Annotated in this window: 21 protein-coding genes; 9 read left to right on the top strand and 12 right to left on the bottom strand. The window is 65.9% G+C overall.

Features of this window, described 5'->3' with window-relative positions; genetic code table 11:
* Window positions 1-28 precede the first annotated feature (28 nt).
* From AC6H42_RS04850 to AC6H42_RS04825, 6 genes are all read right to left on the bottom strand, one after another.
* Complete coding sequence (locus AC6H42_RS04850; protein WP_497547513.1) at window positions 29-2,035, bottom strand: alpha/beta hydrolase family protein; 2,007 nt, start codon at window positions 2,033-2,035, stop codon at window positions 29-31.
* Between the two features lie 3 nt (window positions 2,036-2,038).
* The gene (locus AC6H42_RS04845) at window positions 2,039-4,078 is read right to left on the bottom strand and encodes an alpha/beta hydrolase family protein (protein ID WP_229418017.1); all 2,040 of its coding nucleotides are present in this window, start codon (window positions 4,076-4,078) and stop codon (window positions 2,039-2,041) included.
* A gap of 66 nt (window positions 4,079-4,144) precedes the next feature.
* Complete coding sequence (locus tag AC6H42_RS04840; protein WP_057152942.1) at window positions 4,145-6,193, bottom strand: sodium:solute symporter family protein; 2,049 nt, start codon at window positions 6,191-6,193, stop codon at window positions 4,145-4,147.
* Window positions 6,190-6,531 (bottom strand): DUF4212 domain-containing protein, encoded by a 342-nt coding sequence (locus AC6H42_RS04835; RefSeq protein WP_057152943.1) that lies wholly within the window; start codon window positions 6,529-6,531, stop codon window positions 6,190-6,192. The genes AC6H42_RS04840 and AC6H42_RS04835 overlap by 4 nt, the downstream gene beginning before the upstream one ends.
* The gene (locus AC6H42_RS04830; protein ID WP_497547555.1) at window positions 6,524-8,014 is read right to left on the bottom strand and encodes a sensor histidine kinase; all 1,491 of its coding nucleotides are present in this window, start codon (window positions 8,012-8,014) and stop codon (window positions 6,524-6,526) included. Before AC6H42_RS04830 ends, AC6H42_RS04835 begins: the two co-directional genes overlap by 8 nt.
* A gap of 51 nt (window positions 8,015-8,065) precedes the next feature.
* Window positions 8,066-8,758 carry a response regulator gene (locus AC6H42_RS04825; protein ID WP_497547512.1) on the bottom strand — a complete coding sequence of 231 codons (693 nt, stop codon included), beginning with the start codon at window positions 8,756-8,758 and terminating at the stop codon, window positions 8,066-8,068.
* A 160-nt stretch (window positions 8,759-8,918) separates the two neighbouring features.
* On the opposite strand from AC6H42_RS04825, the gene recA reads away from it, so the two are divergent.
* The 7 genes from recA to AC6H42_RS04790 all read left to right on the top strand — a co-directional run bounded on the left by recA (window position 8,919) and on the right by AC6H42_RS04790 (window position 14,855).
* The gene (recA, locus tag AC6H42_RS04820) at window positions 8,919-9,986 is read left to right on the top strand and encodes a recombinase RecA (protein WP_057152947.1); all 1,068 of its coding nucleotides are present in this window, start codon (window positions 8,919-8,921) and stop codon (window positions 9,984-9,986) included.
* Between the two features lie 37 nt (window positions 9,987-10,023).
* Window positions 10,024-10,479 carry a recombination regulator RecX gene (gene recX / locus AC6H42_RS04815; protein ID WP_057152949.1) on the top strand — a complete coding sequence of 152 codons (456 nt, stop codon included), beginning with the start codon at window positions 10,024-10,026 and terminating at the stop codon, window positions 10,477-10,479.
* Window positions 10,480-10,700: 221 nt separating this feature from the next.
* Window positions 10,701-11,270 carry a DUF2889 domain-containing protein gene (locus AC6H42_RS04810; protein ID WP_057152951.1) on the top strand — a complete coding sequence of 190 codons (570 nt, stop codon included), beginning with the start codon at window positions 10,701-10,703 and terminating at the stop codon, window positions 11,268-11,270.
* A 68-nt stretch (window positions 11,271-11,338) separates the two neighbouring features.
* Window positions 11,339-12,508, top strand: coding sequence for an ADP-forming succinate--CoA ligase subunit beta (gene sucC / locus AC6H42_RS04805; RefSeq protein WP_497547511.1), 1,170 nt, complete (start codon window positions 11,339-11,341; stop codon window positions 12,506-12,508).
* 13 nt (window positions 12,509-12,521) lie between these two features.
* Window positions 12,522-13,403, top strand: coding sequence for a succinate--CoA ligase subunit alpha (sucD, locus tag AC6H42_RS04800; protein WP_056401948.1), 882 nt, complete (start codon window positions 12,522-12,524; stop codon window positions 13,401-13,403).
* A gap of 67 nt (window positions 13,404-13,470) precedes the next feature.
* Window positions 13,471-14,175, top strand: a complete 705-nt coding sequence (locus tag AC6H42_RS04795) for an FHA domain-containing protein (RefSeq protein ID WP_057152955.1) — start codon at window positions 13,471-13,473, stop codon at window positions 14,173-14,175.
* A 182-nt stretch (window positions 14,176-14,357) separates the two neighbouring features.
* Window positions 14,358-14,855 (top strand): pilin, encoded by a 498-nt coding sequence (locus AC6H42_RS04790; RefSeq protein ID WP_082551478.1) that lies wholly within the window; start codon window positions 14,358-14,360, stop codon window positions 14,853-14,855.
* A gap of 84 nt (window positions 14,856-14,939) precedes the next feature.
* Here the strand turns inward: AC6H42_RS04790 and AC6H42_RS04785 are convergent, their stop codons facing one another.
* Window positions 14,940-15,653 (bottom strand): flagellar brake protein, encoded by a 714-nt coding sequence (locus AC6H42_RS04785; protein WP_057152959.1) that lies wholly within the window; start codon window positions 15,651-15,653, stop codon window positions 14,940-14,942.
* 131 nt (window positions 15,654-15,784) lie between these two features.
* Here AC6H42_RS04785 and AC6H42_RS04780 point away from each other — a divergent pair, with 131 nt between their 5' ends.
* A complete protein-coding gene (locus tag AC6H42_RS04780) occupies window positions 15,785-18,751 on the top strand; it encodes a sensor histidine kinase (protein ID WP_497547510.1) in 2,967 nt (988 codons plus the stop codon).
* A gap of 16 nt (window positions 18,752-18,767) precedes the next feature.
* Here AC6H42_RS04780 and moaC read toward each other — a convergent pair whose 3' ends face one another.
* On the bottom strand, window positions 18,768-19,265 hold the full coding sequence (gene moaC / locus AC6H42_RS04775) for a cyclic pyranopterin monophosphate synthase MoaC (RefSeq protein WP_057152962.1): 498 nt from the start codon (window positions 19,263-19,265) through the stop codon (window positions 18,768-18,770).
* A gap of 119 nt (window positions 19,266-19,384) precedes the next feature.
* On the opposite strand from moaC, the gene AC6H42_RS04770 reads away from it, so the two are divergent.
* Window positions 19,385-20,875 carry a beta-barrel assembly-enhancing protease gene (locus tag AC6H42_RS04770; protein ID WP_057152964.1) on the top strand — a complete coding sequence of 497 codons (1,491 nt, stop codon included), beginning with the start codon at window positions 19,385-19,387 and terminating at the stop codon, window positions 20,873-20,875.
* Window positions 20,876-20,990: 115 nt separating this feature from the next.
* Here AC6H42_RS04770 and AC6H42_RS04765 read toward each other — a convergent pair whose 3' ends face one another.
* Genes AC6H42_RS04765 through AC6H42_RS04750 form a run of 4 tightly spaced genes read right to left on the bottom strand, consistent with a single transcriptional unit; the run spans window position 20,991 to window position 23,284 of the window.
* Complete coding sequence (locus AC6H42_RS04765) at window positions 20,991-21,596, bottom strand: DUF2946 family protein (RefSeq protein WP_057152966.1); 606 nt, start codon at window positions 21,594-21,596, stop codon at window positions 20,991-20,993.
* Window positions 21,597-21,599: 3 nt separating this feature from the next.
* Window positions 21,600-22,592, bottom strand: coding sequence for a YheT family hydrolase (locus tag AC6H42_RS04760; RefSeq protein ID WP_057152968.1), 993 nt, complete (start codon window positions 22,590-22,592; stop codon window positions 21,600-21,602).
* A gap of 37 nt (window positions 22,593-22,629) precedes the next feature.
* The gene (locus tag AC6H42_RS04755; RefSeq protein WP_057152970.1) at window positions 22,630-23,049 is read right to left on the bottom strand and encodes a YybH family protein; all 420 of its coding nucleotides are present in this window, start codon (window positions 23,047-23,049) and stop codon (window positions 22,630-22,632) included.
* 37 nt (window positions 23,050-23,086) lie between these two features.
* The gene (locus AC6H42_RS04750) at window positions 23,087-23,284 is read right to left on the bottom strand and encodes a zinc-finger domain-containing protein (protein ID WP_057152971.1); all 198 of its coding nucleotides are present in this window, start codon (window positions 23,282-23,284) and stop codon (window positions 23,087-23,089) included.
* Window positions 23,285-23,312 lie beyond the last annotated feature (28 nt).

Genomic DNA, 23,312 nt, shown 5'->3' with positions numbered 1-23,312 from the left:
TAAAATTATCAATATAACAAAGCTTGGATCACGGCTGGGGGCCGATGTGCTGGCCCAGGAACTTCTCCACCCGGGTCCAGAAGTCGATGCGGGTCCGGGTCAGCGACCAGCCGTGGCCTTCACCCGGGTAGACCACCAGTTCGGCCGCCGGGTTGTGGGCCTGCACGGCCGCGTGGAAGCTGCGCCCGTGCGGCAGCGGCACGCGGCGGTCCTCGCTGCCGTACGCCATCAGCAGCGGCTGCCGGATGCGCGCGGCGCGGTGGACCGGCGAGGTGTCGCGCAATTGCTGCGCGTCCTGCACCGGATCGCCCACCAGCTGCGGCATGCCGTACTGGCGCCAGCCCTCGTCGGTATCGGAGATCGCGCTCCAGTGGTCCTTGTACAGCAGCGCCAGGTCGGTCACGCCCAGCCACTGCACGCCGCATTTGAACAGCTCCGGGTTGTTCGCCAGGCCCATCAGGGTGGCGTAGCCGCCGTAGCTGGCGCCGGCGATGCAGATGCGCTGCGGGTCGGCGTGGCCCTGCGCGATGGCCCATGTGGCGGCGTCGGCGATGTCGTCCTGCATGGCCAGGCCCCATTGCTTCCAGCCGGCGCGGAAATGGCGCGAGCCGAAGCCGGTGCTGCCGCGGAACTCGGGCTCCAGCACCGCGTAGCCGCGCGAGGCCAGGAACTGTGCCTGCTCGTCCCAGCCCCACTCGTTGCCGCGCACGAAAGGCCCGCCGTGCACCAGCACCACCAGCGGCAGCTGCTTGCCGCCGCCGGCCGGCAGCGTCAGCCAGGCCGGGATGGCCAGGCCGTCGCGCGCCTTGATCTGCACCAGGTCCTGCTGGCCCATGGCGGCCGGGTCGATGCGGCCGTACGCCGCGCCCAACCTGCCCAGCTCCTGCGTGTCGGCGTTGTACACGTAGTAGATCTTGGGCTGGCGGTCCGAATACGAGGTCACCAGCATCCACGGCGTTTGCGGCCGCAGCGCCGGGCGCACCAGGTTCACCAGGCCCGGCAGCTTGGCGTCCACGTCCGCCTGCACCGCCTTCATGCGCGCGTCCAGCCAGACTGTGCTGCGCGCATCCGACAACAGCTCCAGGCCGACGATCTTGCCGCCGCTGTAGATCATCCTGCCCTGGTAGTCATAGTCGGCCAGCGACACCAGCGGCTCGGCGGCGAGCTGCTGCTTTGCCGCGTCGTACAGGTACAGCGCCTCCTTGTCCTTGCCGGCGCGGCTGCTCACGTACAGCTTGCCGTCCGAGGCCAGGCCGACCGGCCAGAAGTTGCCGGGCGAGTCGCCGTAGGACGGGAAGCTGGCCAGCTGGCGCCAGGCCTTGCCGGCCGGGTCCATGAAATGCACGGTGGCGGTGCCGTCCTGGTCCGACATGGCCACACGCGGTTCGCCCTGCGCGTCGAGCAGCCAGCTCAGCACCTTGGCCGGGCGCGGTAGCACGTCGGCCTTGCCGGTGACGGTGTTCAGGCGCAGCAGGTCGTAGTTGTCCAGATCCCAGGTCAGTTCGTTCCAGTTGGCGCGGCGCACATAGATCGAGTCGCTGTCCTGCGCGCCCTGCTGGCCCAGCAGGTAAGTGTTGTAGGGCAGCGCGCGCTGCTTGACCATGCTGCCGGTTTCGCTGGCCGGGGTGAAGCTGGGGTCCACCAGCATGCGGTAGCCGCTGCCGTCCACGTTGGCGGCGAACATGCCGGGGGCGCTGCTGCGGTCGCCGGCCGGCACGCTGGCGTCGCGCGTGTCGAAGACCAGGCGCTGCGGATTGACCCACTCGAAGTCATCGATGTCGACATTGTCGAAGCGCGCCACGCCCTTCACGCTGCGGGTGGCCAGTTCCAGCGCGTACAGGGCGGCGCGGCCGCCTTCGCGGCTGCCGGTGAAGGCCACATATTTGCCGTCGGGCGACAGCTTGGGCCGGCTGAAGCTGGGGCTTTCGAAGAAATGCCCGGCGGGCGGCGGTGTCGCGGCCGAGGCGGCCAGGGCCGGCGCGGCAAGCGCCGCGCACAGGATCAGGCGCGCGGACTGGAGGGGATGGCTGCGCATGGCTTACTCCTTGGCTGGTGCTGCCTGGCGGGGGCCGATGTGGCGGCCCAGAAATTGTTCGACCCGGGTCCAGAAGTCGACCCGGGTGGCCGGCTTGCTCCAGCCGTGCTCCTCGTCTTCGTACTCGATCCATTCCACTTGCTGGTTGCCGGCCGCGCGCAGCGCCTTGCGCAGCCGTTCGCCGTGCACCGGCAGCACGCGCCGGTCGTCGTCGCCGTAGGCCAGCAGCAGCGGCTGGGTGATGCGCGCGGCCTGCTGCAGCGGCGAGGTGGCCTTGAACTGCTCGGCGTGCGTGACCGGGTCGCCGAGCAGCGTGGGCATGCCGTATTGCTGGAAGTCCTTGGACAAGTTGGCATTGAAGCGCCAGTGGCCGTCGTACAGCAGCTGGATGTCGGTGACGGCGGCCCAGGCTATGCCGCACTTGAACAGCTGCGGATCGTTTACCAGGCCCATCAGCGCGGCATAGCCGCCATAGCTGCCGCCGGCGATGCAGATGCGCTTGCCGTCCGCGATGCCTTGCCCGACAGCCCAGCTGGCGCCATCGGCGATGTCGTCCTGCATCTTCAGTCCCCATTGCTGCCATCCGGCGCGGTAGTGGGCGTAGCCGTTGCCCGTGCTGCCGCGATATTCAGGCTCCAGCACGGCATAGCCGCGCGAGGCCAGGAACTGGGTCTCGGCGTTCCAGCCCCACAGCGTGCCGCGCACTGCCGGCCCGCCATGCACCAGCACCACCAGCGGCAGCTGCGCGGCCTGCCCGGCAGGCAAGGTCAGCAGGGCGGGAATGTCCAGGCCGTCGCGCGCCTTGTAGCGCACCATGCGCTGCGTGCCCATCTGCTGCGGCGCCATGGCGGGACGGCTCTCGGCCACGCGCACCAGTGCCCCGGTGCCGGTGTTGAACACCGAGTAGACGGCCGGCTGGCGGTCCGAGAACGATTGCACCAGCACCCAGGCGGTGGCGGCGCGGGCCGGCAGTTCCACCAGGTTGCGGGTGTCGGGCAGCAGGCTGTCGATGGCCTTCTGCATCGCGCTCAAGGCCGCGTCGTCCCACCACATGCCCTGGTCGTCGCCCGCGTAGCGCAGGCCGCGCACCCCGTTCTTGCCAACGATGAACTCGCCTTCGAAATCGCGGCCCGGCAACGCGAGCCAGCGCTTGTCAAGTAGTTGCCGCGCGTCCGGATCGAACACATACACGCCGCTTTTGTCGTTGTCCCGGTTGGCGCGGGCCAGCAGCTTGCCGTTGGGCAGGAAGACCAGCGGGTCGAAGCTGTCTTCACTGCCGGTAAATGTCTTGAAGCTGGCCACCACTTCCCATTTGCCGGTGGCCGGTTGACGGTAATAGATACCGGTGTCGCCCTGGGTGCCCGCCACGCCCAGGCGCGGCTCGCCCTGCGCGTCGAGCAGGTAGCGCGCCACGCCGGGTGGCGAGTCGATCTCCTGCCGGTCGCCGGTGACGGTGTCGAGCTTGAGCAGCCGGGCACTGTAGCCATAGCCTGCGCCGGCGTGGCGCACGTCGGCGACATAGACCCAGTCCGAGTCCTGCGCGCCGGCGTCGTCGAGCATGAAGGTATGCCATGGCAACAGGCGGGTGGCGGTTTCGGACCGGACCGCCCGGCTGGTGCGGGCCGCCAGTTGCCGGTAGCCGCTGCCGTCGCGGTTGACCGCGAACAGGCCTGGCGCGTAGCGTTCCGAGTAGCGTTCGGCATAGCGGTTGCCCGCAGTAAACAGGAGGCGCTCGTCGTTGACCCAGCGGAACTCGCCCACGTCGGCGTCGGCGAAGCGCGCCGCCACCGTGCGGCTGTTGTCGCGCAAATCGATCACGCTGACTTGCTGGCGCTTCGGTCCGGCTTCCCGGATCGCCAGGAAGTGCCCCCCGGGGGACAGGGCCGCCGCGCTGACGGCCGGCGGCTGGAAGAAGCTGGCGGCGGGGAGGGGGCGGTCTGCCGCCAGGGCGGCCGGAGCTGCCGTGACTGCCGAGCTTGCCAAGCCGGGCGCGGCGGCGAAGATGCAGGCCGCAGCGGCGCACATGGGCTGGAAGGTAGGCATACGGTCGGGCTAGTGCGGTTGCAAATTAGATAATTTCCACACAATAACATTTCCCGCCGCGTTTGCCTAGTTTTGCTCCGGTGAACGGATATGGGCCAGCAGCGCCTGGGTGTCGCGCCCGGGCGGCGCCGTCAGCAGGCTGACCACGGCCATCGCCAGCATGCCGGCCGGCACGCCGAAGATGCCGGCCGACACCGGCGCGATGTGGAACCACTGGCCGGCCGCGCTGCCGCCCAGGATGGGATTGGCGTGCAGCATGTAGTACAGGCACACGCCGAAGCCCGCCACCATGCCGGCCACCGCGCCCTGGCGGTTGGCGCGCGGCCAGAACACGCCCAGCACCAGCGCCGGGAACATGGTCGAGCCGGCCAGCGAGAACGCCGCGCTCACCAGCGACAGGATGTCGGCCGGCTTGGTGGAGGCGGCGTAGGCGGCGATGAAGGCCACCGCCAGCAGCAGCAGCTTGGAGATGGTGACCCGCTTCTGGGTCGAGGCGCTGGGATCGACGATGCGGTAATAGATGTCGTGCGACAGCGCGTTGGAAATGGCCAGCAGCAGTCCGTCCGCCGTGGACAGCGCGGCGGCCAGGCCGCCGGCCGCCACCAGGCCCGATATCACGTAGGGCAGGCCGGCGATTTCGGGCGTGGCCAGCACCAGCACGTCGCCGTCGATGGCGATCTCGGCCAGCTGCACGATGCCGTCGCGGTTCACGTCGGCGATGCTGATCAGCGGATGCAGCTTGTCCACGTTGGCCCAGTAGGACACCCAGGTGGGCAGCTTGGCAAAGTCGCTGCCGACCATGGCGGTGTAGACGTCGAACTTCACCAGCACCGCCAGCGCCGGGATGGTCAGGTAGATCAGCAGGATGAAGAACAGGGTCCAGAACACCGACACTCGGGTTTCGTGCACCGACGGCGTGGTGTAGGAGCGCATCAGGATGTGCGGCAGGGCGGCCGTGCCCACCATCAGGCAGAACACCAGCGCCAGGAAGTTGTTGCGCTTGGTGTCCGACTGGGCCCGGTCCTGCGCCGGGAAGGGCTCGGCGTGCGGCGTGGGCGGCGCCGCGCGGCGCAGGTTGTAGGCGCGCGCGGCGTCCCAGGCGGCGGCCGCTTCCTCGACGGTTTTCGGATAGTTGATCAGGGCCTTTTCCGCCGCGCGGATGTCCAGCAGCGTGGCGTTGCGCTGCTTGACCGCGTCCAGCCGGCGCTGCGCTTCCACCCGGCCGGCGTCCCAGCTGGCCGGCAGGCCGTCGAGCTTCTGGCCGTAGTCGTTGGCGCGCTGCAGGAAGATGGCGCGCACCTCCTGTTCCCTGGGATCGTGCGCCAGGCTGGCCTCGCGCGCGCCCAGCGTGGGCAGCAGCTTGCCGTAAGCCACTTGCGGGATCGGGTTGCCGCTGTGCTTGGCCGACAGCCACATGGCCGGCAGCAGAAAGGCCACCAGGATGATGATGTATTGCGCCACCTGGGTCCAGGTGATGGCGCGCATGCCGCCCAGGAAGGAGCACACCAGGATGGAGGCCAGGCCGAGGAAAATGCCGACCGAGAAGTCCACCCCGGTGAAGCGCGAGGCGATCAGGCCCACCGCGTAGATCTGCGCCACCACGTAGATGAAGGAGACGACGATGGTGGCCGCCACCGCCATGATGCGCACATAGCGCCCGTGGTGCGGGCCGCCGTAGCGCGCGGCCAGGAAGTCGGGGATGGTGTACTGGCTGAACTTGCGCAGGTAGGGCGCGATCAGCAGCGCCACCAGGCAGTAGCCGCCGGTCCAGCCCATCACGTAGGCCAGACCGTCGAAGCCGTGCAGGTACAGGGTGCCGGCCAGGGAAATGAAGCTGGCCGCCGAGATCCAGTCGGCGGCGGTGGCCATGCCGTTGAACATGGCCGGCACGCGCCGACCGGCCACGTAGTATTCGGCCACGTTGGAGGTGCGGCTGACCAGGCCGATGGCCGCGTACAGCGTGATGGTGGCCAGCATGAACAGATAGCCTATCCACACGCGCGGCATGCCCTCGTTCTCCAGCACCGCCAGCGCCACCAGGAAGCAGGCGAAGCCGGCCGAGAAGGTCAGGTAGTAGCGCGACAGGCGCCTGAAGTAACCGGGCTTGGCGCTCATGCGTGCTCTCCGGCCGGCGGCGCGGCCGGCGGCGCGGCGGCGTGGAACTGGCGGTCCAGCCGGCGCATGCGCCAGGCGTAGAGACCGATGATGGCCAGGTAGACCAGCGAAGCGCCCTGCGCCGCCAGGTAGAACGACAGCGGCCAGCCGAACAGCATCAGCCCGGTCAGCTCGCGCGCGAAAAACACCACGCCAAAGCTGGTGGCCAGCCACAGCAGCAGCAGGGCAGTGGTGACGCGGCGCGTCTTGCGCCAGTGCAGGGCGCGCCGCGCGCGCAGCGCGCCGGGATCGGCGCCGGCCGGGGCGGGCGGCGCGGCGTGGTCTGCGGGCTTAACCATAGTAAGGCTCTTCTGGATCGGGTTCGCCGTCGGCCGCGCGCAGCGGGAAGCTCAGGCGGAACAGGCTGCCGGGCAGCTTGGCGTTGTTGCTGCGCGGGTTGCTGAAAATGTCGATGTCGGCGCCGTGCTGGTGCGCGATCTCGCGCACGATGGCCAGCCCCAGTCCGCTGCCCTCGGCGCTGCTGCCGAGGATGCGGTAGAAGCGTTCGAAAACATGGGGGCGCTCGGCGGGCGGAATGCCGGGCCCGGTGTCTTCCACTTCCACCACGCCCTCGCGCTCGGAGCGCCGCACCCGCACCGTGACGGCGCCGCCGGCCGGGGTGTAGCGCAGCGCGTTGTCGATCAGGTTGGACAGCGCCTCGCGCAGCATGGTGGGATTGCCCTCGATCGGCACGTCGCCGTCGGCCGGCGCCTCGAAGCCGAGGTCGATGCGGTAGTTGAAGGAGGCCGGCACCCAGTCGCGCACGGCGCTGCGCGCCAGCTCGGCCAGGTCCACCGGCAGCAGCGCGGCGCCGGCCTGCGGCTGGTTTTCCGCGCGCGCCAGGGCCAGCAGCTGGTTTACCAGCCGGGTGGCCGATTCCGAACTTTTCGCCAGCTGCTCCAGCGAGCGGTGGATCTCGTCCTGGTCGGTCTGGCGCAGCGCCAGCTCGGACTGCATGCGCATGCCGGCCAGCGGCGTCTTCATCTGGTGGGCGGCGTCGGCGATGAAGCGTTTCTGCATCTCGATCGACAGCGACAGCCGGCTCAGCATCTCGTTGAGCGAGCGCACCAGCGGCGTGATCTCCTCCGGCACCTGGCGCGAATCGATGGGGCTGAGGTCGTCCGAACTGCGCGCGCGGATGCGCTCCTGCAACTGCGCCAGCGGCGACAGGCCGCGCGCCAGCGCGAACCACACCAGGGCCAGCACGATGGGCAGCACGATGAACTGCGGCAGGATCACGCCCTTGATGATTTCATTGGCCAGCTTGGCGCGCTTTTCCAGCGTCTCGGCCACCTGCACCAGTGCCAGCCGCGATTCCTCCGCGCCCTGGTCCTCCAGCCCGACCCAGGAATAGGCGATGCGGATCGGCGTGCCGTGCATGTTGCCGTTGCGGAACTGCACCAGGCCGGGCTTGACCCGGTCCTCCTCCGACGGCGGCGCCAGTTCGCGGTCGCCGTCCACGTAGGCGCCGTTGGGGCCGACGATCTGGAAGTACACGCTGTCGACATCGTCCGCGCGCAGGATGTCGCGCGCCGAACCGGGCAGGCGCGGCGCCAGCTTGCCGTTTACTTCGTGGATTTGCTGCGCCAGCACGGTCACGCTGTCTTCCAGCGCGTGGTCGAAGGGCTGGTTGGCGATGGACTTGGCCACCAGGTAGGTGATCGCGATGCTCATCGGCCACAGCAGCAGCAGCGGGGCCAGCATCCAGTCCAGGATCTCGCCGAACAGCGAGTGCTGGATATCGTCTTCCTTGCCGGCGCCGGCGGGCTCCTGCCAGGACAGCTCTTCCTCGTCCTGCTCTTTGAGCGTGCCGGCGTCGCGCTGGTCCACGGCTTACTTGGCCTCGCCGCGCGGCGTTTCGCTGTATTTTTCCAGGCAATAGCCCAGCCCGCGCACGGTGGCGATGCGCACGCCGCCCACCTCGATCTTCTTGCGCAGCCGGTGCACGTAGACTTCGATGGCGTTGTTGCTCACTTCCTCGCCCCATTCGCACAGGTGGTCCACCAGCTGTTCCTTGGACACCAGCCGACCGGTGCGTGCCAGCAATATCTCCAGCAGGCCCAGTTCGCGCGCCGACAAGTCCAGCATCTGGTCGTTGATGTAGGCCGAGCGGCCCACCTGGTCGTAGCTCAGCGGGCCGTGCTTGATGATGGTGGAGCCGCCGCCCTGGCCGCGCCGGGTCAGCGCGCGCACCCGCGCCTCCAGCTCGGACAGCGCGAAAGGCTTGGCCATGTAGTCGTCCGCCCCCAGGTCCAGGCCGTTGACGCGCTGCTCGATGGAGTCGGCGGCCGTCAGGATCAGCACCGGCAGCAGCGAGGAGCGCGCGCGCAGGCGGCGCAGCACTTCCAGCCCGGACAGCTTGGGCAGGCCCAGGTCCAGGATCAGCAGGTCGAACTCCTGGGTGGACAGGGCGGTGTCGGCCTCCTGCCCGTTCTTCACGCAGTCGATCGCATAACCGGACTGGCGCAGCGAACGGGTCAGCCCGTCGGCCAGTACGCTGTCGTCCTCGGCAAGTAAAATACGCATAATGTCACCCGGCTTCAGAAGCTTCCATTGTGTTTCATTTCTCTCAAGGTGGCTAGCTTTTGATCTGCTGCAAACTCCGTTGAAAACAGTGCTTGCAAAAAGCACTGGTTTTTTATACAGTACCACCTGTACAGACCAACCTCTTGCCGAAAGATTAATCATGGACGATAAAAAAGGCGCAGTACCCGCAGCCGAAAAAGCCAAGGCCCTGGCCGCCGCACTGGCTCAGATCGAAAAGCAGTTCGGCAAGGGCTCCGTCATGCGCATGGACGCCAGCGCGCCGATCGAAGAAGTGCAGGTGGTCTCCACCGGCTCGCTGGGCCTGGACATCGCGCTGGGCGTAGGCGGCTTGCCGCGCGGCCGCGTAGTGGAAATCTACGGCCCGGAATCGTCGGGTAAAACCACGCTGACCCTGCAAACCATCGCTGAAATGCAAAAGCTGGGCGGCACCTGCGCCTTTATCGACGCCGAGCACGCGCTGGACGTGGGCTACGCGCAGAAGCTGGGCGTGAACCTGCACGAGCTGCTGATCTCGCAGCCGGACACGGGCGAACAGGCGCTGGAAATCTGCGACGCGCTGGTGCGCTCCGGTTCCGTGGACATGGTGGTGGTCGACTCCGTCGCCGCGCTGACGCCGCGCGCCGAGATCGAAGGCGACATGGGCGACTCGCTGCCGGGCCTGCAAGCCCGCCTGATGTCGCAGGCGCTGCGCAAGCTGACCGGCTCCATCAACCGCACCAACACCCTGGTCATCTTCATCAACCAGATCCGCATGAAGATCGGCGTGATGTTCGGTTCGCCCGAAACCACCACCGGCGGCAATGCGCTGAAGTTCTACGCCTCCGTGCGCCTGGACATCCGCCGCACCGGCTCCATCAAGTCGGGCGACGAGGTGATCGGCAACGAAACCAAGGTCAAGGTCGTCAAGAACAAGATCGCGCCGCCGTTCAAGGAAGCGCACTTCGACATCCTGTACGGCGCGGGCACCTCGCGCGAAGGCGAAATCATCGACCTGGGCGTGGAAGCGAAGATCGTCGAGAAGTCCGGTTCCTGGTACAGCTACAACGGTGAACGCATCGGCCAGGGCAAGGACAACGCCCGCACCTTCCTGGTGGAGCGTCCCGAACTGGCGCACGAGATTGAAAACAAGGTGCGCGCCTCGCTCGGCGTGCGCGCGCTGCCGGCCATGGGCGCCGACCCTGCGCCCAAGCTCAAAGCCGTAGAATAAAACCAGGGGCGGACCGGTCGGTCCGCCCTTTTCACATATGCCCATGCCTCCCGTCAGCCTCAAAGCCCGCGCGCTGCGCCTGCTGTCCGCGCGCGAGCACAGCCGCACGGAGCTGGCGCGCAAGCTGGCGCGCCACGCGGAAGAGGGCGACGATATCGAAGCGCTGCTCGACTTCCTCGAAAAGAACAACTGGCTGTCCGAGGAACGCTACGCCGAATCGCTGATCCACCGCCGCTCGGCGCGCTACGGCAACGCCCGCATCGTGGCCGAGCTGCAGCAGAACGGCATCAAGGGCGACGCGCTGAACGAACTGAAGGCCGGCCTGGCCGAAGACGAAACCGCGCGCTGCTGCGAAGTGTGGCGCCGCAAGTTCGGCGAACTGCCGCAGGACGCCCAGGAACGCAACAAGCAAATGCGTTTCCTGCTGCAGCGCGGCTTCTCCTCCAAGGCCATCCAGGCCGCTATGAAAGGCGTCGACCTCGATGAATACTGACGCCCGTGCGCAAGCGTAAAAGTCCCTGCGGCGGCTAAGGATTTGCAACTACTTGTTATATGCCACGTCGCAAGTCGCGCTTGGGTGTGCTACACTTTTGGGGTTTTTGCAGCACCGCGGGTGCGGTGGTTGTCCGTAGAAGCTGCGGCAACGTGCATTCTTGTTAAGAGAATAGTGCAAGGCTGCTTACTAAATTTGGCCGCGCGAGCGGCATCGGTCTTATGTCCCTGTCAACTCCAGTCTCCCGACGTGCGCTGCGGCACACGCGCGCAATAGACATCCAGGCGTTCGCGCGCGAGGATGGGCTATGGGATCTCGACGCCCATATCACCGACATCAAAGTAAACGCCACCAAGCTCGCCTCCGGCGTGCGCGACGGCGGCATGCCCCTGCACGACCTCTCCTTACGCATTACGGTAGACCGCCAACTGAACATCGTTGCCGCCGAAGCCGTCTCTGACGCGGTTCCCTATCCCGGTTTTTGCAACACCATCGGCCCTGCTTACGCGGCCCTGGTGGGACTGAACCTGATGAAAGGATTCCGGCATGAACTCAAGCAGCGCCTGCATGGCATCGCCGGCTGCACCCATCTGACGGAACTGGCCCAGATCCTGCCAACGGCGGCAGTCCAGGCCTTCGCTAACGATGTCTGGCCGACGCATGATGCGGCTAGCGACAACGTTCCGCATGAAAAGCCTTTCCAGCTCGACAAATGCCACGCCCTCCGCACCGACGGCGGGGCAGTTGCCCAGTTTTACCCGCGTTGGGTAGCCAAACCCGAGTTGGCCTAGCGCACGCACTATCCTAGTTTTTTAAACATAAACTTTAAACATCAGTTTCAATCAGAAGGGAAGCCAGCATGAAAATCCATGAGTATCAGGGCAAAGAAATCCTCCGAAAATTCGGAGTGACGGTTCCGCGCGGTATCCCGTGCCTGTCCGCAGACGACGCAGTCAAAGCTGCCGAGACGCTGGGCGGTTCGGTTTGGGTAGTCAAAGCGCAGATCCATGCTGGCGGCCGCGGCAAAGGCGGCGGCGTGAAAGTAGCCAAGTCCCTGGAACAAGTGAAAGAATACGCTGACCAGATCATGGGCATGCAGCTGGTGACCCACCAGACCAGCCCTGAAGGCCAGAAAGTACGCCGCCTGCTGATCGAAGAAGGCGCGGACATCAAGAAAGAACTGTACGTATCCCTGGTAACCGACCGTGTTACCCAGCGCGTCGTGCTGATGGCTTCCTCCGAAGGCGGCATGGACATCGAAGAAGTTGCCGAGTCCCACCCAGAACTGATCCACACCATCGCCATCGATCCTGCAGTTGGCCTGACCGACGCTGAAGCGGCCGGCATCGCCGCCAAGATCGGCGTACCGGAAGGTTCGATCGCCGACGCCGTCGCCAACCTGCAAGGCCTGTACAAAGCCTACTGGGAAACCGACGCATCGCTGGCCGAAATCAACCCGCTGATCCTGACCGGTTCGGGCAAAGTGATCGCCCTGGACGCCAAGTTCAACTTCGACGCCAACGCCCTGTTCCGCCAGCCGGAAATCGTCGCCTACCGCGACCTGGACGAAGAAGATCCAGCCGAAGTCGAAGCATCGAAATTCGACCTGGCCTACATCTCCCTGGACGGCAACATCGGCTGCCTGGTGAACGGCGCCGGCCTGGCCATGGCCACCATGGACACCATCAAGCTGTTCGGCGGCGAGCCAGCCAACTTCCTGGACGTAGGCGGCGGCGCCACTGCAGAGAAAGTCACCGAAGCGTTCAAGATCATGCTGAAGAACCCAGAGCTGAAAGCGATCCTGGTGAACATCTTCGGCGGCATCATGCGTTGCGACGTGATCGCCGAAGGCGTGATCACCGCATCGAAAGCCGTTTCGCTGAAAGTGCCTCTGGTGGTGCGCATGAAGGGCACCAACGAAGACCTGGGCAAGAAGATGCTGGCCGAATCCGGTCTGCCTATCATCGCAGCCGACACCATGGAAGATGCAGCCAAGAGCGTTGTCGCCGCTGCAGCCGGTCAAGCTTAATTAAGGAATCAACATGTCCATTCTGATCAATAAAGACACCAAAGTCGTCACCCAAGGCATCACCGGCAAGACCGGCCAGTTCCACACCCGTATGTGCCGCGAATACGCGAACGGCAAAAATGCCTTCGTCGCAGGCGTGAACCCGAAGAAAGCCGGCGAAGACTTCGAAGGCATTCCAATTTTCGCTAACGTAACCGAAGCGAAAAAAGAAACCGGCGCCAACGTTTCCGTGATCTACGTTCCACCAGCAGGCGCAGCTGCCGCCATCTGGGAAGCCGTGGAAGCCGAAATGGACCTGGCCATTTGCATCACCGAAGGCATTCCTGTCCGCGACATGATGGCCCTGAAGGACCGCATGGCCAAAGCCGGCTCGAAGACCCTGCTGCTGGGCCCTAACTGCCCAGGCCTGATCACCCCTGACGAAATCAAGATCGGCATCATGCCAGGCCACATCCACCGCAAGGGCCGCATCGGCGTGGTTTCCCGTTCGGGCACCCTGACCTATGAAGCAGTGGCACAGCTGACCGCCCTGGGTCTGGGCCAGTCGTCGGCAGTTGGCATCGGCGGCGACCCGATCAACGGTCTGAAGCACATCGACATCATGAAGGCCTTCAACGACGATCCGGATACCGACGCGGTCATCATGATCGGCGAAATCGGCGGTCCGGACGAAGCCAATGCTGCATATTGGATCAAGGACAACATGAAGAAGCCGGTAGTGGGCTTCATCGCCGGTGTCACCGCTCCTCCGGGCAAGCGCATGGGCCACGCCGGCGCGCTGATCTCCGGCGGCGCAGACACCGCGCAAGCCAAGCTGGAAATCATGGAAGCCTGCGGCATCACCGTCACCAAGAACCCGTCCGAAATGGCGCGTCTGCTGAAGGCAATGCTGTAATTCACTGTTTTAGTGAATAATAACGGGGAGCTTAGGCTCCCCGTTTTTTATTGCCTGGAGATTTTGCTTGGGGAAGATCATCATTTCGCGCGACGGCGTGGTGGAACAGGAAGTCCCGCTGAGCCGGGAACGGATGAGCATCGGCCGCCGCAGCCGCAACGACATCGTGCTGAGCCATCCGGCCGTCAGCGGCGAGCACGCCGTCATCACCACCATCCTCGACGAATCCTTCCTGGAAGACCTGCGCAGCACCAATGGCACCTTCGTCAACGGCCAGCGCGTGGGCAAGCACTTCCTGCAGCACCAGGACACCATCAAGATCGCCAGATACCGGATCGAATACCTGGCCGACGGCGTGCGCCCGGTTCCCGCACCGATGGGCGAGAGCGTCACCATCCCGGTCGCCCCTCCATACCGCCCGGGCTCCGCTCCGGCGGCCGCAAACGCGTCCACGCCCGCCGCCGCTGCGGCGCCTGCCGCGCTGTCCGCAGCATTACCCCCTGCCGCGCTTGGCCGCATTGAAGTGCTGAACGGCGCCAACGCGGGCAAGCAACTGGCGCTGACCAAACCGCTGACCACGCTGGGCCGGCCCGGCGTGCAGGTGATTGTCGTCTCGCGCGCGGCGGACGGCTATTCCGTGGTGCAAGCCGACGGCGACGCCATCGCCACCCTGAACGGCGCCGCCCTTGGCAGGCAGCCCCAACGCCTGCAAAACGGCGACGTGCTTGACCTGAGCGGCACGCAGATGGCATTCAAACAAGATTTAGCCTGACAAAAATCGTCAACTGCCAAACTTCGGCAGCCCGGCTGACAAAAATCGTCAGCCAGACGGGGCCGAAGTGACGAAAATTGGCGCAGATTACATGCAAAAGGCCGGTTTAGGACCTGGCACACCAATTGCTCTAACTCAAGTGTGGCACCAAACAACCAGTTCACCCCTTGAGGAGCAGCAAAATGAAATCCATGAAAATGATGAAGAAACAAGCCCAAGCCGGTTTCACCCTGATCGAACTGATGATCGTCGTGGCAATTATCGGTATCCTGGCAGCAGTGGCAATTCCTGCGTACAGCGACTACACCATCAAAGCCAAGGTCGGTAATGCACTGGGTTCGGTCAACTCCATCAAGACTGCGGTTGGTCTGTGCTCGCAAGAAGCCGGTGGCTCGTTCGACACCTGCGATACCGGCTCCGGCGGCGTTCCTGTTTTCACCCCAACTAAAGAAGTCGCCGGCGTAACCGTCACGAACGGTACCATTGTCTTGACCATGGGTACTGGCATCGGCACTGGTGTGGATGGTCTGCTCATTACCATGGCACCTACGCTGAACGGCTCGACGATTTCTTGGGATAACACGACCACGGTGACTCAACCTGCCGCACTGGCCGCCATTACGAAGAATAACGTTACCGCGGCAGCAGCCCCAGCCCCAGCCCCAGCGCCAGCCCCATAAGCTAACACCCCATCACCGCAGACGGCGCTCCGGCGCCGGCGCGAAAAAAAACCTGGCCTCGGCCAGGTTTTTTTGCTTTTATGCCTACACAATCTTCTGCCGGTCGGCGATCAGCGCTTCGTAGGTGAGGTTCTGCAGCAAGGTGTAATGCGTCGGGTCGAGATTCACGAACTGCACGCCATAGGTGAACACCTCCGGCTTGTCGCCCGCCGCAGGCTTGATCACGTTGATATTGCGGATGCTCGCGTGCGTGTTGACCAGCACCTGCCGGTTGCCCGGCTGCGCAATCAGCGTGAACGACAGTCCCACCATCGCATCATCCGATTCCAGTTGCCGCTTCGATTCGATCAGCGCCCCCGACACGCTCAGGTTCACCAGGAACACCGACACGCTGCCGCTGGTCTCGCAGCTCAGCTGCGCCGGAATATCCACCTTCACCCGCATCGCCGTGCGCAAGCTGGTACCCTGGATCTTCTCGGGGAAGGACAGGTGGGCGTAGAACAGCGGCCGCCCGAACACGCGCTGCACGATGGCCGAGAAGGAACATACGTTCACGCCCGAAAACACCCGTATGGTCAGCTTGTCCCCCTCGGTGACCGAGATGGGCGCGCCGCTTTCGAACGGCACCTTGACGATCATGTACTCGTCCTTCACCCAGCCGATCAGCGTGGAAAAGTGCTGGATCGGCTTCATGGTCCGGTGCGTGATGAACTGTATCCTCCCTCCGACCTGGAGGTTCATCTGTTCAAATTCATATTCCTGAGGCTTGATCTCGGCTGGCGTGCTACCACTGCTCATTCGTGCGCCCTTTTGTTGTTCCTATGTCTATGAAATCGATTATATACCGGGGGTAATATTTTTACAGTATTGCAATAATGACGCTCCTTTCTATACCATCGCAGCACTCCACCGTAACAATGCCGTGCCACATGATGATCCTGCCTGCCATCACATCCCTGTTGTTTCTGTTATTGCTCGCCGGGTATCCAACCGCCGCTGCGGCCGCGCCCCGGCCGCTGCTCATCGACTACACCCACACAGCCTGGACTGAGCTGGACGGCGCGCCGGCCGGCGCGACGAAGTTTGCGCAAGCGCCGGACGGCTGGCTGTGGATCTCCACTCCAACCGGCCTGTATCGCTTCGACGGCGTGCGCTTCGAGCGCACCGAGAAGGTCTACGGCCATCCGCTTGCCGCCAGCAACATCATGGGCCTGGCCACCACGCAGGATGGCGCAGTCTGGGTCGGCTACCGCGTCGGCGGCGTGTCGGTCTTCAGGAAGGACGGCGCGCACACCTATGGGGAAAGCGACGGCCTGCGAACAGTGGGCGTCATGCATATCGAAGCGGCGCCGGACGGGGCGGTCTGGGCCGCCATGCGCGACGGCGTGGCGGTGCTGCCCCCGGGCGGCAAGCGCTTCCAATACCTTGGCCCCGAAGCCGGCCTGCCGTCGCTGGGCGCGTTCCAGATCCTGTTCACCCGCGATGGCGTCACCTGGATCGGTACCAACACCGGGGCCTACTTCCGCCGGCCGGGCGAAACCCGCTTCAGCCAGGCATGGCCGCGCAAGGCGCTCGTGGCGCTGTGCGAAGCGCCCGACGGTGCCCTATGGGGCAACGATTTTGCAGGCGGCTACTACCGGATACACACCGTCGCCCCCGCCGCCGGGGAGGGACCCGTCAAGCCCGAGCTCGAAGGCTCGTTCATGCGCTTCGACCGGCAGGGCACCATGTGGATGATCCACCGCGACAGCCTGGAGCGCAGGCTGGCGCCCGACGGTCCCAGCCTGCCCGACCAGCGCCTGTCGAAACTGAACGGTATCAGCGGCCCCATGCTGGGCGCCTCATTCCTGGACCGCGAAGGCAATCTGTGGATCGGCACTTCGCGCGGCATAGACCGGCTGCGCCCGAACCGCTTGCGCACCATGCCCGTCGAGAAGCAGCTGGAGTTTCCGGCGCTGGTGGCCGGGCCGTCCGGCGACGTATGGGTGGGCGACTATTCGGGCGACGTGTGGAGCTACCGCGCCGAGGGCCGTGTCCGCCGCGAGGTCGCGGGGCCGATCACTGCCAGCTACACCGGCCCGGACGGCGTACTGTGGCTGGGCGGAATGGAAGGCGTGCAGCGCCGCGCGCCCGATGGCAGCGAGACGCTGATACGCTCGCCGGACGAGGTGAAAAGCCTGCGCATACACGCCATGCAGCAGGACCGCGACGGCGCCCTGTGGGTCTCCTTCTCGTCCGGCAAAGGCGTATACAAGCTTGTGCAAGGGGCATGGACGAAGCTGGGCGCTTTGCAGGGCATTCCCGCGCCGCTGATCACCACCATGGCGCTCGATGGCGAAGGCAACGTCTGGATGGGGCATCTGCGCAGCCAGATCACGGTCGCCGCACCAGGGCAGGTACGCCGGCTCGGGCCGCAACAGGGTTTGCAGATCGGGACCGCCTTGCATCTGTACTTCGACGGCAACACCATGTGGGCCGGCGGCGAAAACGGCGTTGCCGCCTACCGGGACGGCCGTTTCGTCCCCCTGCGCGGTGAACGCAGCGAGCAATTCAGGGGCGTGTCCGGCATCGTGCGCCTGCCCGGCGGCGACCTGTGGCTGAACGGGGCAGACGGCCTGTTCCGCGTTTCCTCAGCCGACCTCGGCGCGTGGCTGAACAGCGGCGCGAAGCCGGTGGCATTCGAGCGCTTCAATGCGCAGGACGGCATGCAGGGGCGCGCGCCGCAGTTGCGGCCGGTGCCCTCGCTGAGGCTGTCAAGCGAGGGCGCGTTGTGGTACGCCACCACCGGCTCGGTCGGCACCATCGATCCGGCCAGGATCCCGCGCAATCCGTTGCCGCCCCCGGTGGAAGTGGTCAGCGTGCTGTCCGGCGGCGTGCGCTACGCCATCCCGGATGCCGGCGCGCTGGCGCTGCCGCAGGGCACGCGCGACCTGCAGATCGACTTCACCGCGCTGAGCCTGTCGCTTCCGGAGCGCGTGCGGCTGCGCTATCGGCTGGCCGGGCTGGATCAAGCGTGGCAAGAGCCGGAAGGGCGGCGGCAGGCGTACTACACCAATCTGGCACCCGGCAAATACCGTTTCGAGGTCACGGCATCGAACGAAGACCATCTATGGAACACCAAGGGCGCGGCGCTGGAACTGGAAATACCGCCCACCTTCGTGCAAACCGGCTGGTTCAAGCTGCTGCTGGGTGCGCTCGTGCTGCTGCTGTTGTACGCGGCTTATGCGCTGCGCATACGCTATCTCACGCGGCGGATGCAGGAACGGCTGCAAGAGCGCCTGGCGGAGCGCACCCGCATCGCGCGCGCCCTGCACGACACCCTGTTGCAGAGCATGCACTCGTTGCTGATCTCCTTCGACGCGCACAGCCGCCACGTGGAGGAGGGCACGCAGGAGCGCACCCGCCTGGACCGTACCCTCAACCTGGCGGAGCAGCTGCTGGTGGAAGGCCGCGACCAGATCCTGGACTTGCGCGCGTCGGCCTCGCCGGACATGCTGGAGCTGACCCTCGAGCAGCTCGGCAAGGCGCTGGCCGACCACCGTCCGCATGCGTTCGCCATGCAGGTCGCCGGCACGCCGAGGCAGTTGCGCAAGGAAGTGCAGGATGAGATTTACGCCGTCGCGCGGGAGGCGCTGTTCAATGCTTCGCGTTACGCCGATGCCACGCGCATCGAACTGGAACTGGCGTATGGCGGCAGCGCCTTCGTGCTGCGCATCCGGGACAACGGCCGGGGGCTGGACGAGTCGGTGGCCGCTGCCGGCCACCGGCCGGGCCACTGGGGCCTGGTCGGCATGCGCGAGCGCGCCGGCGGCATCGGCGCCAGCCTGGAGATCGGCAGCAAGCCGGGCGCCGGCACCGAGATCACGCTGACGGTGCCCGGCAAGCGGGCGTACTGAGCCGCGTACTGAAAACTTAGCTGGTCGCGCTCCAGTCGCCGCTCTTGCCGCCGTGCTTTTCCATCACGCGGATATCGGACATCACCATGCCGCGGTCGACCGCCTTGCACATGTCGTACACGGTCAGCAGCCCCACCTGCACCGCAGTCAGCGCCTCCATTTCCACGCCGGTCTTGCCGTAGGTTTCCACCTGCGCAGTGCAGTGCACGCTGGAGGCGGCCTCGTCGGTGGTGAAGTCCACCGTCACGCGCGTCAGCGCCAGCGGATGGCACAGCGGCACCAGGTCGCTGGTGCGCTTGGCGCCCATGATGGCGGCGATGCGCGCGATCCCCAGCACGTCCCCCTTCTTTGCGCTTCCCGCTAAAATGATCGCCAGCGTCTCCGGTTTCATGCGGATACTGCCGGCGGCCACGGCGGTGCGGTGCGTTTCCTGTTTCGCGCCGACGTCCACCATGTGGGCCTGGCCGGTGGTGTCGAAGTGGGTGAGCTGGTCTGGGGCTGGAGTGCTGGTCATTGGAGTATAGTTCGTCAGTTGCAGGTATCGACAGGTATCATATCATTGTGAAATCAAAACGTTTTTTGCTGCGCTTGCTCCCTCTGGCTGCATCCCTGCTGTTGGCCGCCCCCACGGGCATGGCCCAGATGCCGCTGTCCAAGCCCCTGAATCTCCCCAGCCTCGGCGACACCGAGCGGCAGGAGCTGTCGCCGCTGATCGAGCGCAAGCTGGGCGAGGAGATCATGTATGACATCCGCAGCAACAAGGATTACCTCGACGACGCCCCCATCCTGGAATACCTGAACACGCTGGGCAATACCCTGGTGGCGGCCCATCCGGGCGCGCGCGGCGAGGCCAGCTTCAACTACTTCTTCTTCGCCGTGCGCGACGGCCAGCTGAACGCGTTCGCGCTGCCGGGTGGCTTCATAGCCGTGCATTCGGCGCTGCTGCTGGCGGCGCAGTCCGAGTCCGAACTGGCGTCGGTGCTGGGCCACGAAATCGGCCACGTGGCGCAGCGCCACATCGCGCGCCAGCTGGGGCAGCAGAAGCAGGACGCGCTGATCCCGCTGGCGGCCATGATCCTGGCCATCCTGGCGGCCAAGTCCAGTCCGGACGCGGCCATGGGGGTGATGATGGGCGGGCAGGGCCTGGCCATCCAGCGGCAGCTCAACTTCGGCCGCGATGCCGAACGCGAGGCGGACCGGGTCGGTTTCCAGATCATGGGCGAGGCCGGTTTCGACACCAGCGGCATGGTGGCTTTCTTCCAGCGCATGCAGACCGCCAGCCGCAACTACAGCGACCTGGTGCCGGCCTATCTGCTGACCCATCCGTTGACCACCGAACGCATCGCCGACATCCAGGCCCGCATCCGCGAGCAGCCCTACAAGCAGCGCCTCGACAGCCTGGCGTTCTACCTGGTGCGCTCGCGCGCGCGGGTGCTGCAGGATTTGAGCACGCAGGGGCTGGCGGAGTCGATCCAGTATTTCGAAAGCCTGATGGAACAGGACAACCGCCAGCAGAAGACGGCCGGCCAGTACGGCATGGCCTTCGCCATGTTCAAGAAGAACGATTTCGTGGCGGCGCAGCGCTGGCTGGACAAGGCCCGCGCCACCATCGAGGCGCCGATGCCGGCCGGCGTGTTCGGCATGGGCAAGCGCGACACGGCGCCGACCGTGTTCACCAGCCTGTCGCTCGATATCAAGCTGGCGCAGGAGTCGAATCAGGCGATGGTGGCGGCGGCCTTGAAGGAGGCGCTGGCGGCGCACCAGCAGTTCCCGTTGTCGCGCGGCATTGCGCACCAGTACGCGGAGGCGATGATACTGTCCGGCCAGCTGGAGGAGGCGGCGCGCTACTTGCGCGAGCAGGCGCAGTTCTACAAGGAAGAGCCGGAGGTGCACGATCTGCTGGCCAGGGCGTATGCGAAGCAGGGCAAGATGGCCTTGCAGCATATGGCGCTGGCGGAGTCGTACACTTTGCAGGGCGGCACGCTGGCGGCGCTGGACCAGCTGAACCTGGCGCGCAAGGCCAGCGATGCGTCCTTCTACGACCAGGCGCAGATCGATGCGCGCGAACGCGAGCTCAAGCAGCGGCGCAAGGATGCAATGGGGGACAAGTACAAGGAGCCGTAGGCGGCGCCTGGCGGACTACGCGCTGCGCGCTAATCCGCCCTGTGGGCGAGCGGGACGAGCGGGTAGCCGGCCGCGTAGCGCGGGTTCGGTGCGGAGCACCGTAAGCCGCCGGGCGTCAGGGCGCCGCGTCCGCTTGCGGCAGGCGCACGAAGCCGAAGCGGGCGGGGATGTCGTCGCGCCGCAGGCGCTGCACCGGCACCGTTGCACCGCCGGTGCGCAAGGTGAGCGCGGCGGTGGCCGCGCTGTCCTCGATCCATGCCAGCAAGGTGTCGTCGCCTACCGGGTGGCCATCCATCTGCAGCAGCTCCATCGCTTGCGCCACGTCGCGGTCGTCCAGCTGCGCCACCACGGCGCCGCGTTGCAGCAGCACCTCGCCGTCTTCCGTCAGATACGCCGCCTCCGGCCGGCCCAGCGCCTCGCCGGTGTGCAGCACAAAGCCCTGCGCCGGATCGGTGCGCGCCACGAACGGCGTGGTCTCCAAATTCAGATACACCCGCTGCGGGCCATTCTGGAAGTACCAGCAGCCGCGCTCGTCGCTGGCGTAGTTGCGCACGATGAAGCCCACCAGCGCGGCGTTGGTCAGCTTGTCGCCGGGCAGGTTGAAGTGCTGCGCGCGCTCGTCGCGCATGCGCCAGTTGCCGCGCGCATCCAGGCCGAGCCAGCCGTAGCAGTGCGGCACGTTCGGCCATTTGGCCAGCGCCTGTTTTACGATGTCATCCATGGTTCAAGCTTCGCACATCTGGCCACGGCCGGCCGCACGGCTGGCGGTTTCGCCTTCCAGGAAGTGGATCATGCGCCTGGGCAGCCAGTTGAGCGAACCGGGCGGGCGGCCCACGGCAAAGCCGACATGCCCGCCCTGTTCCGGATACTCCAGCAGCACGCCGGGCGCCGCCTTGCGCGGCAGGTGAATGCCGGGCAGGAAGGGGTCGTTCCTGGCGTTCAGCACCAGGGTCGGCACCGTGATGTCGAGCAGCACGTGCTTGGCGCTGGCGCGGTCCCAGTAGTCGTCCGTGTTGCGGTAGCCGTGCAGCGGCGCGGTCACCACGTTGTCGAAGGCGTACAGGTCGTCGGCGGCCATCAGCGCGTTCAAGTCGTACAGGCCGGGGAACTGCTTCAGCTTGGCCACGCACTTGGGCTTGAGCGTGTTCAGGAACATGCGCGTGTAGATGCGGTTGAAGCCGCGCGACAGCGATTCGCCGCCGCGCGCCAGGTCCAGCGGGGCCGACACGGCGCACGCCGCATCGACGATCTCGGCGCCATGCTGCGACTCGCCCAGCCAGCGCAGCAGCGCATTGCCGCCCAGCGACACGCCGGTGGCGTAGAAGCGGCTGCAGGCGGCATCCATGGCGCGCGCGTGCAGGCGACGGATGACCCATTCGATCTCGGCCGCGTCGCCGGAATGGTAGAAGCGCGGCGCCAGGTTGGCCTCGCCCGAGCAGCCCCGGAAATGCGGCACCGCGCCGGACCAGCCGCGTGCGCACACGTCGGCCATCAGCGCGCGCGCGTAGTGGCTGTCGGACGAGCCTTCCAGGCCGTGGAACAGCACCACGAAGGGCTGGCCGGGCTGGCCGTCGACGAAATCGACATCGATGAAGTCGCCGTCCGGCGCCTGCCAGCGCTCGCGGCGGAAGGCCACCGGCGGCTTGCTGATGCAGGTGGCGGGGTAGATGGTTTGCAGGTGGCCGCTGGGCAGCCACAGTGGTGCGGTGTAGTTCATGGCCCTGTACTCACAACGGAACTCGGCTGCGGCAACCTTAATGCAGCACCTGCTGCGGATTGTCCACCGGGATCGGGCCGGGCGCCACGGACACATGGCGCAGCACGATGCGCCAGCCCTTCGGCGTCTTGATGTAGACGTTGCTGGCCACCAGGTGGGCCGGCTCGCCGGTGGCGGCGGTGGTGCCTTCCACCACGGAGTGGATGGAACTCATCAGATTGTGCGTTTCATGCAACACCGCCGGCCGGATGTGCAGGCCGCCATGTTCCAGGATGATGGACCACGATTCGCGGATCGCGCGGTGCCCCACCAGGCGCGGACCGCCCGGGTGGATGCAGGCGATTTCCTCGTCGTCAGCCCACAGGGCCATCAGGGCTTCCACGTCGGCCCGGTTCAGCGCATCGTAAAAAGCGGCTTCGACTTCGCTTGCGCTACCGTTTAATTGCTTTTTTGGCATGGCAGCCTCCGGGCGTTGATGGAAAACATGCTGATGCTTAGTGGTGCGGCACCACCGCGCCCGGCTTCAGGCGGTAGGCGGTACCGCAGTACGGGCATTTGGCCACGCCATCATGGTTGAACTCCAGGAATACGCGCGGGTGCGAGGACCACAGCGGCATGGCTGGGTTCGGGCAATGGGCCGGCAGGTCTTTTCCGTCGAGCTCAACTGCAGCGGCTTGGGTGGCTTGGGTCATCTTGGCTATCTCCGTGAAACTTAGGCTG

Source organism: Massilia sp. NBRC 108631 (assembly GCF_059704565.1).
This window is presented reverse-complemented; position numbering and strand designations above follow the sequence as displayed.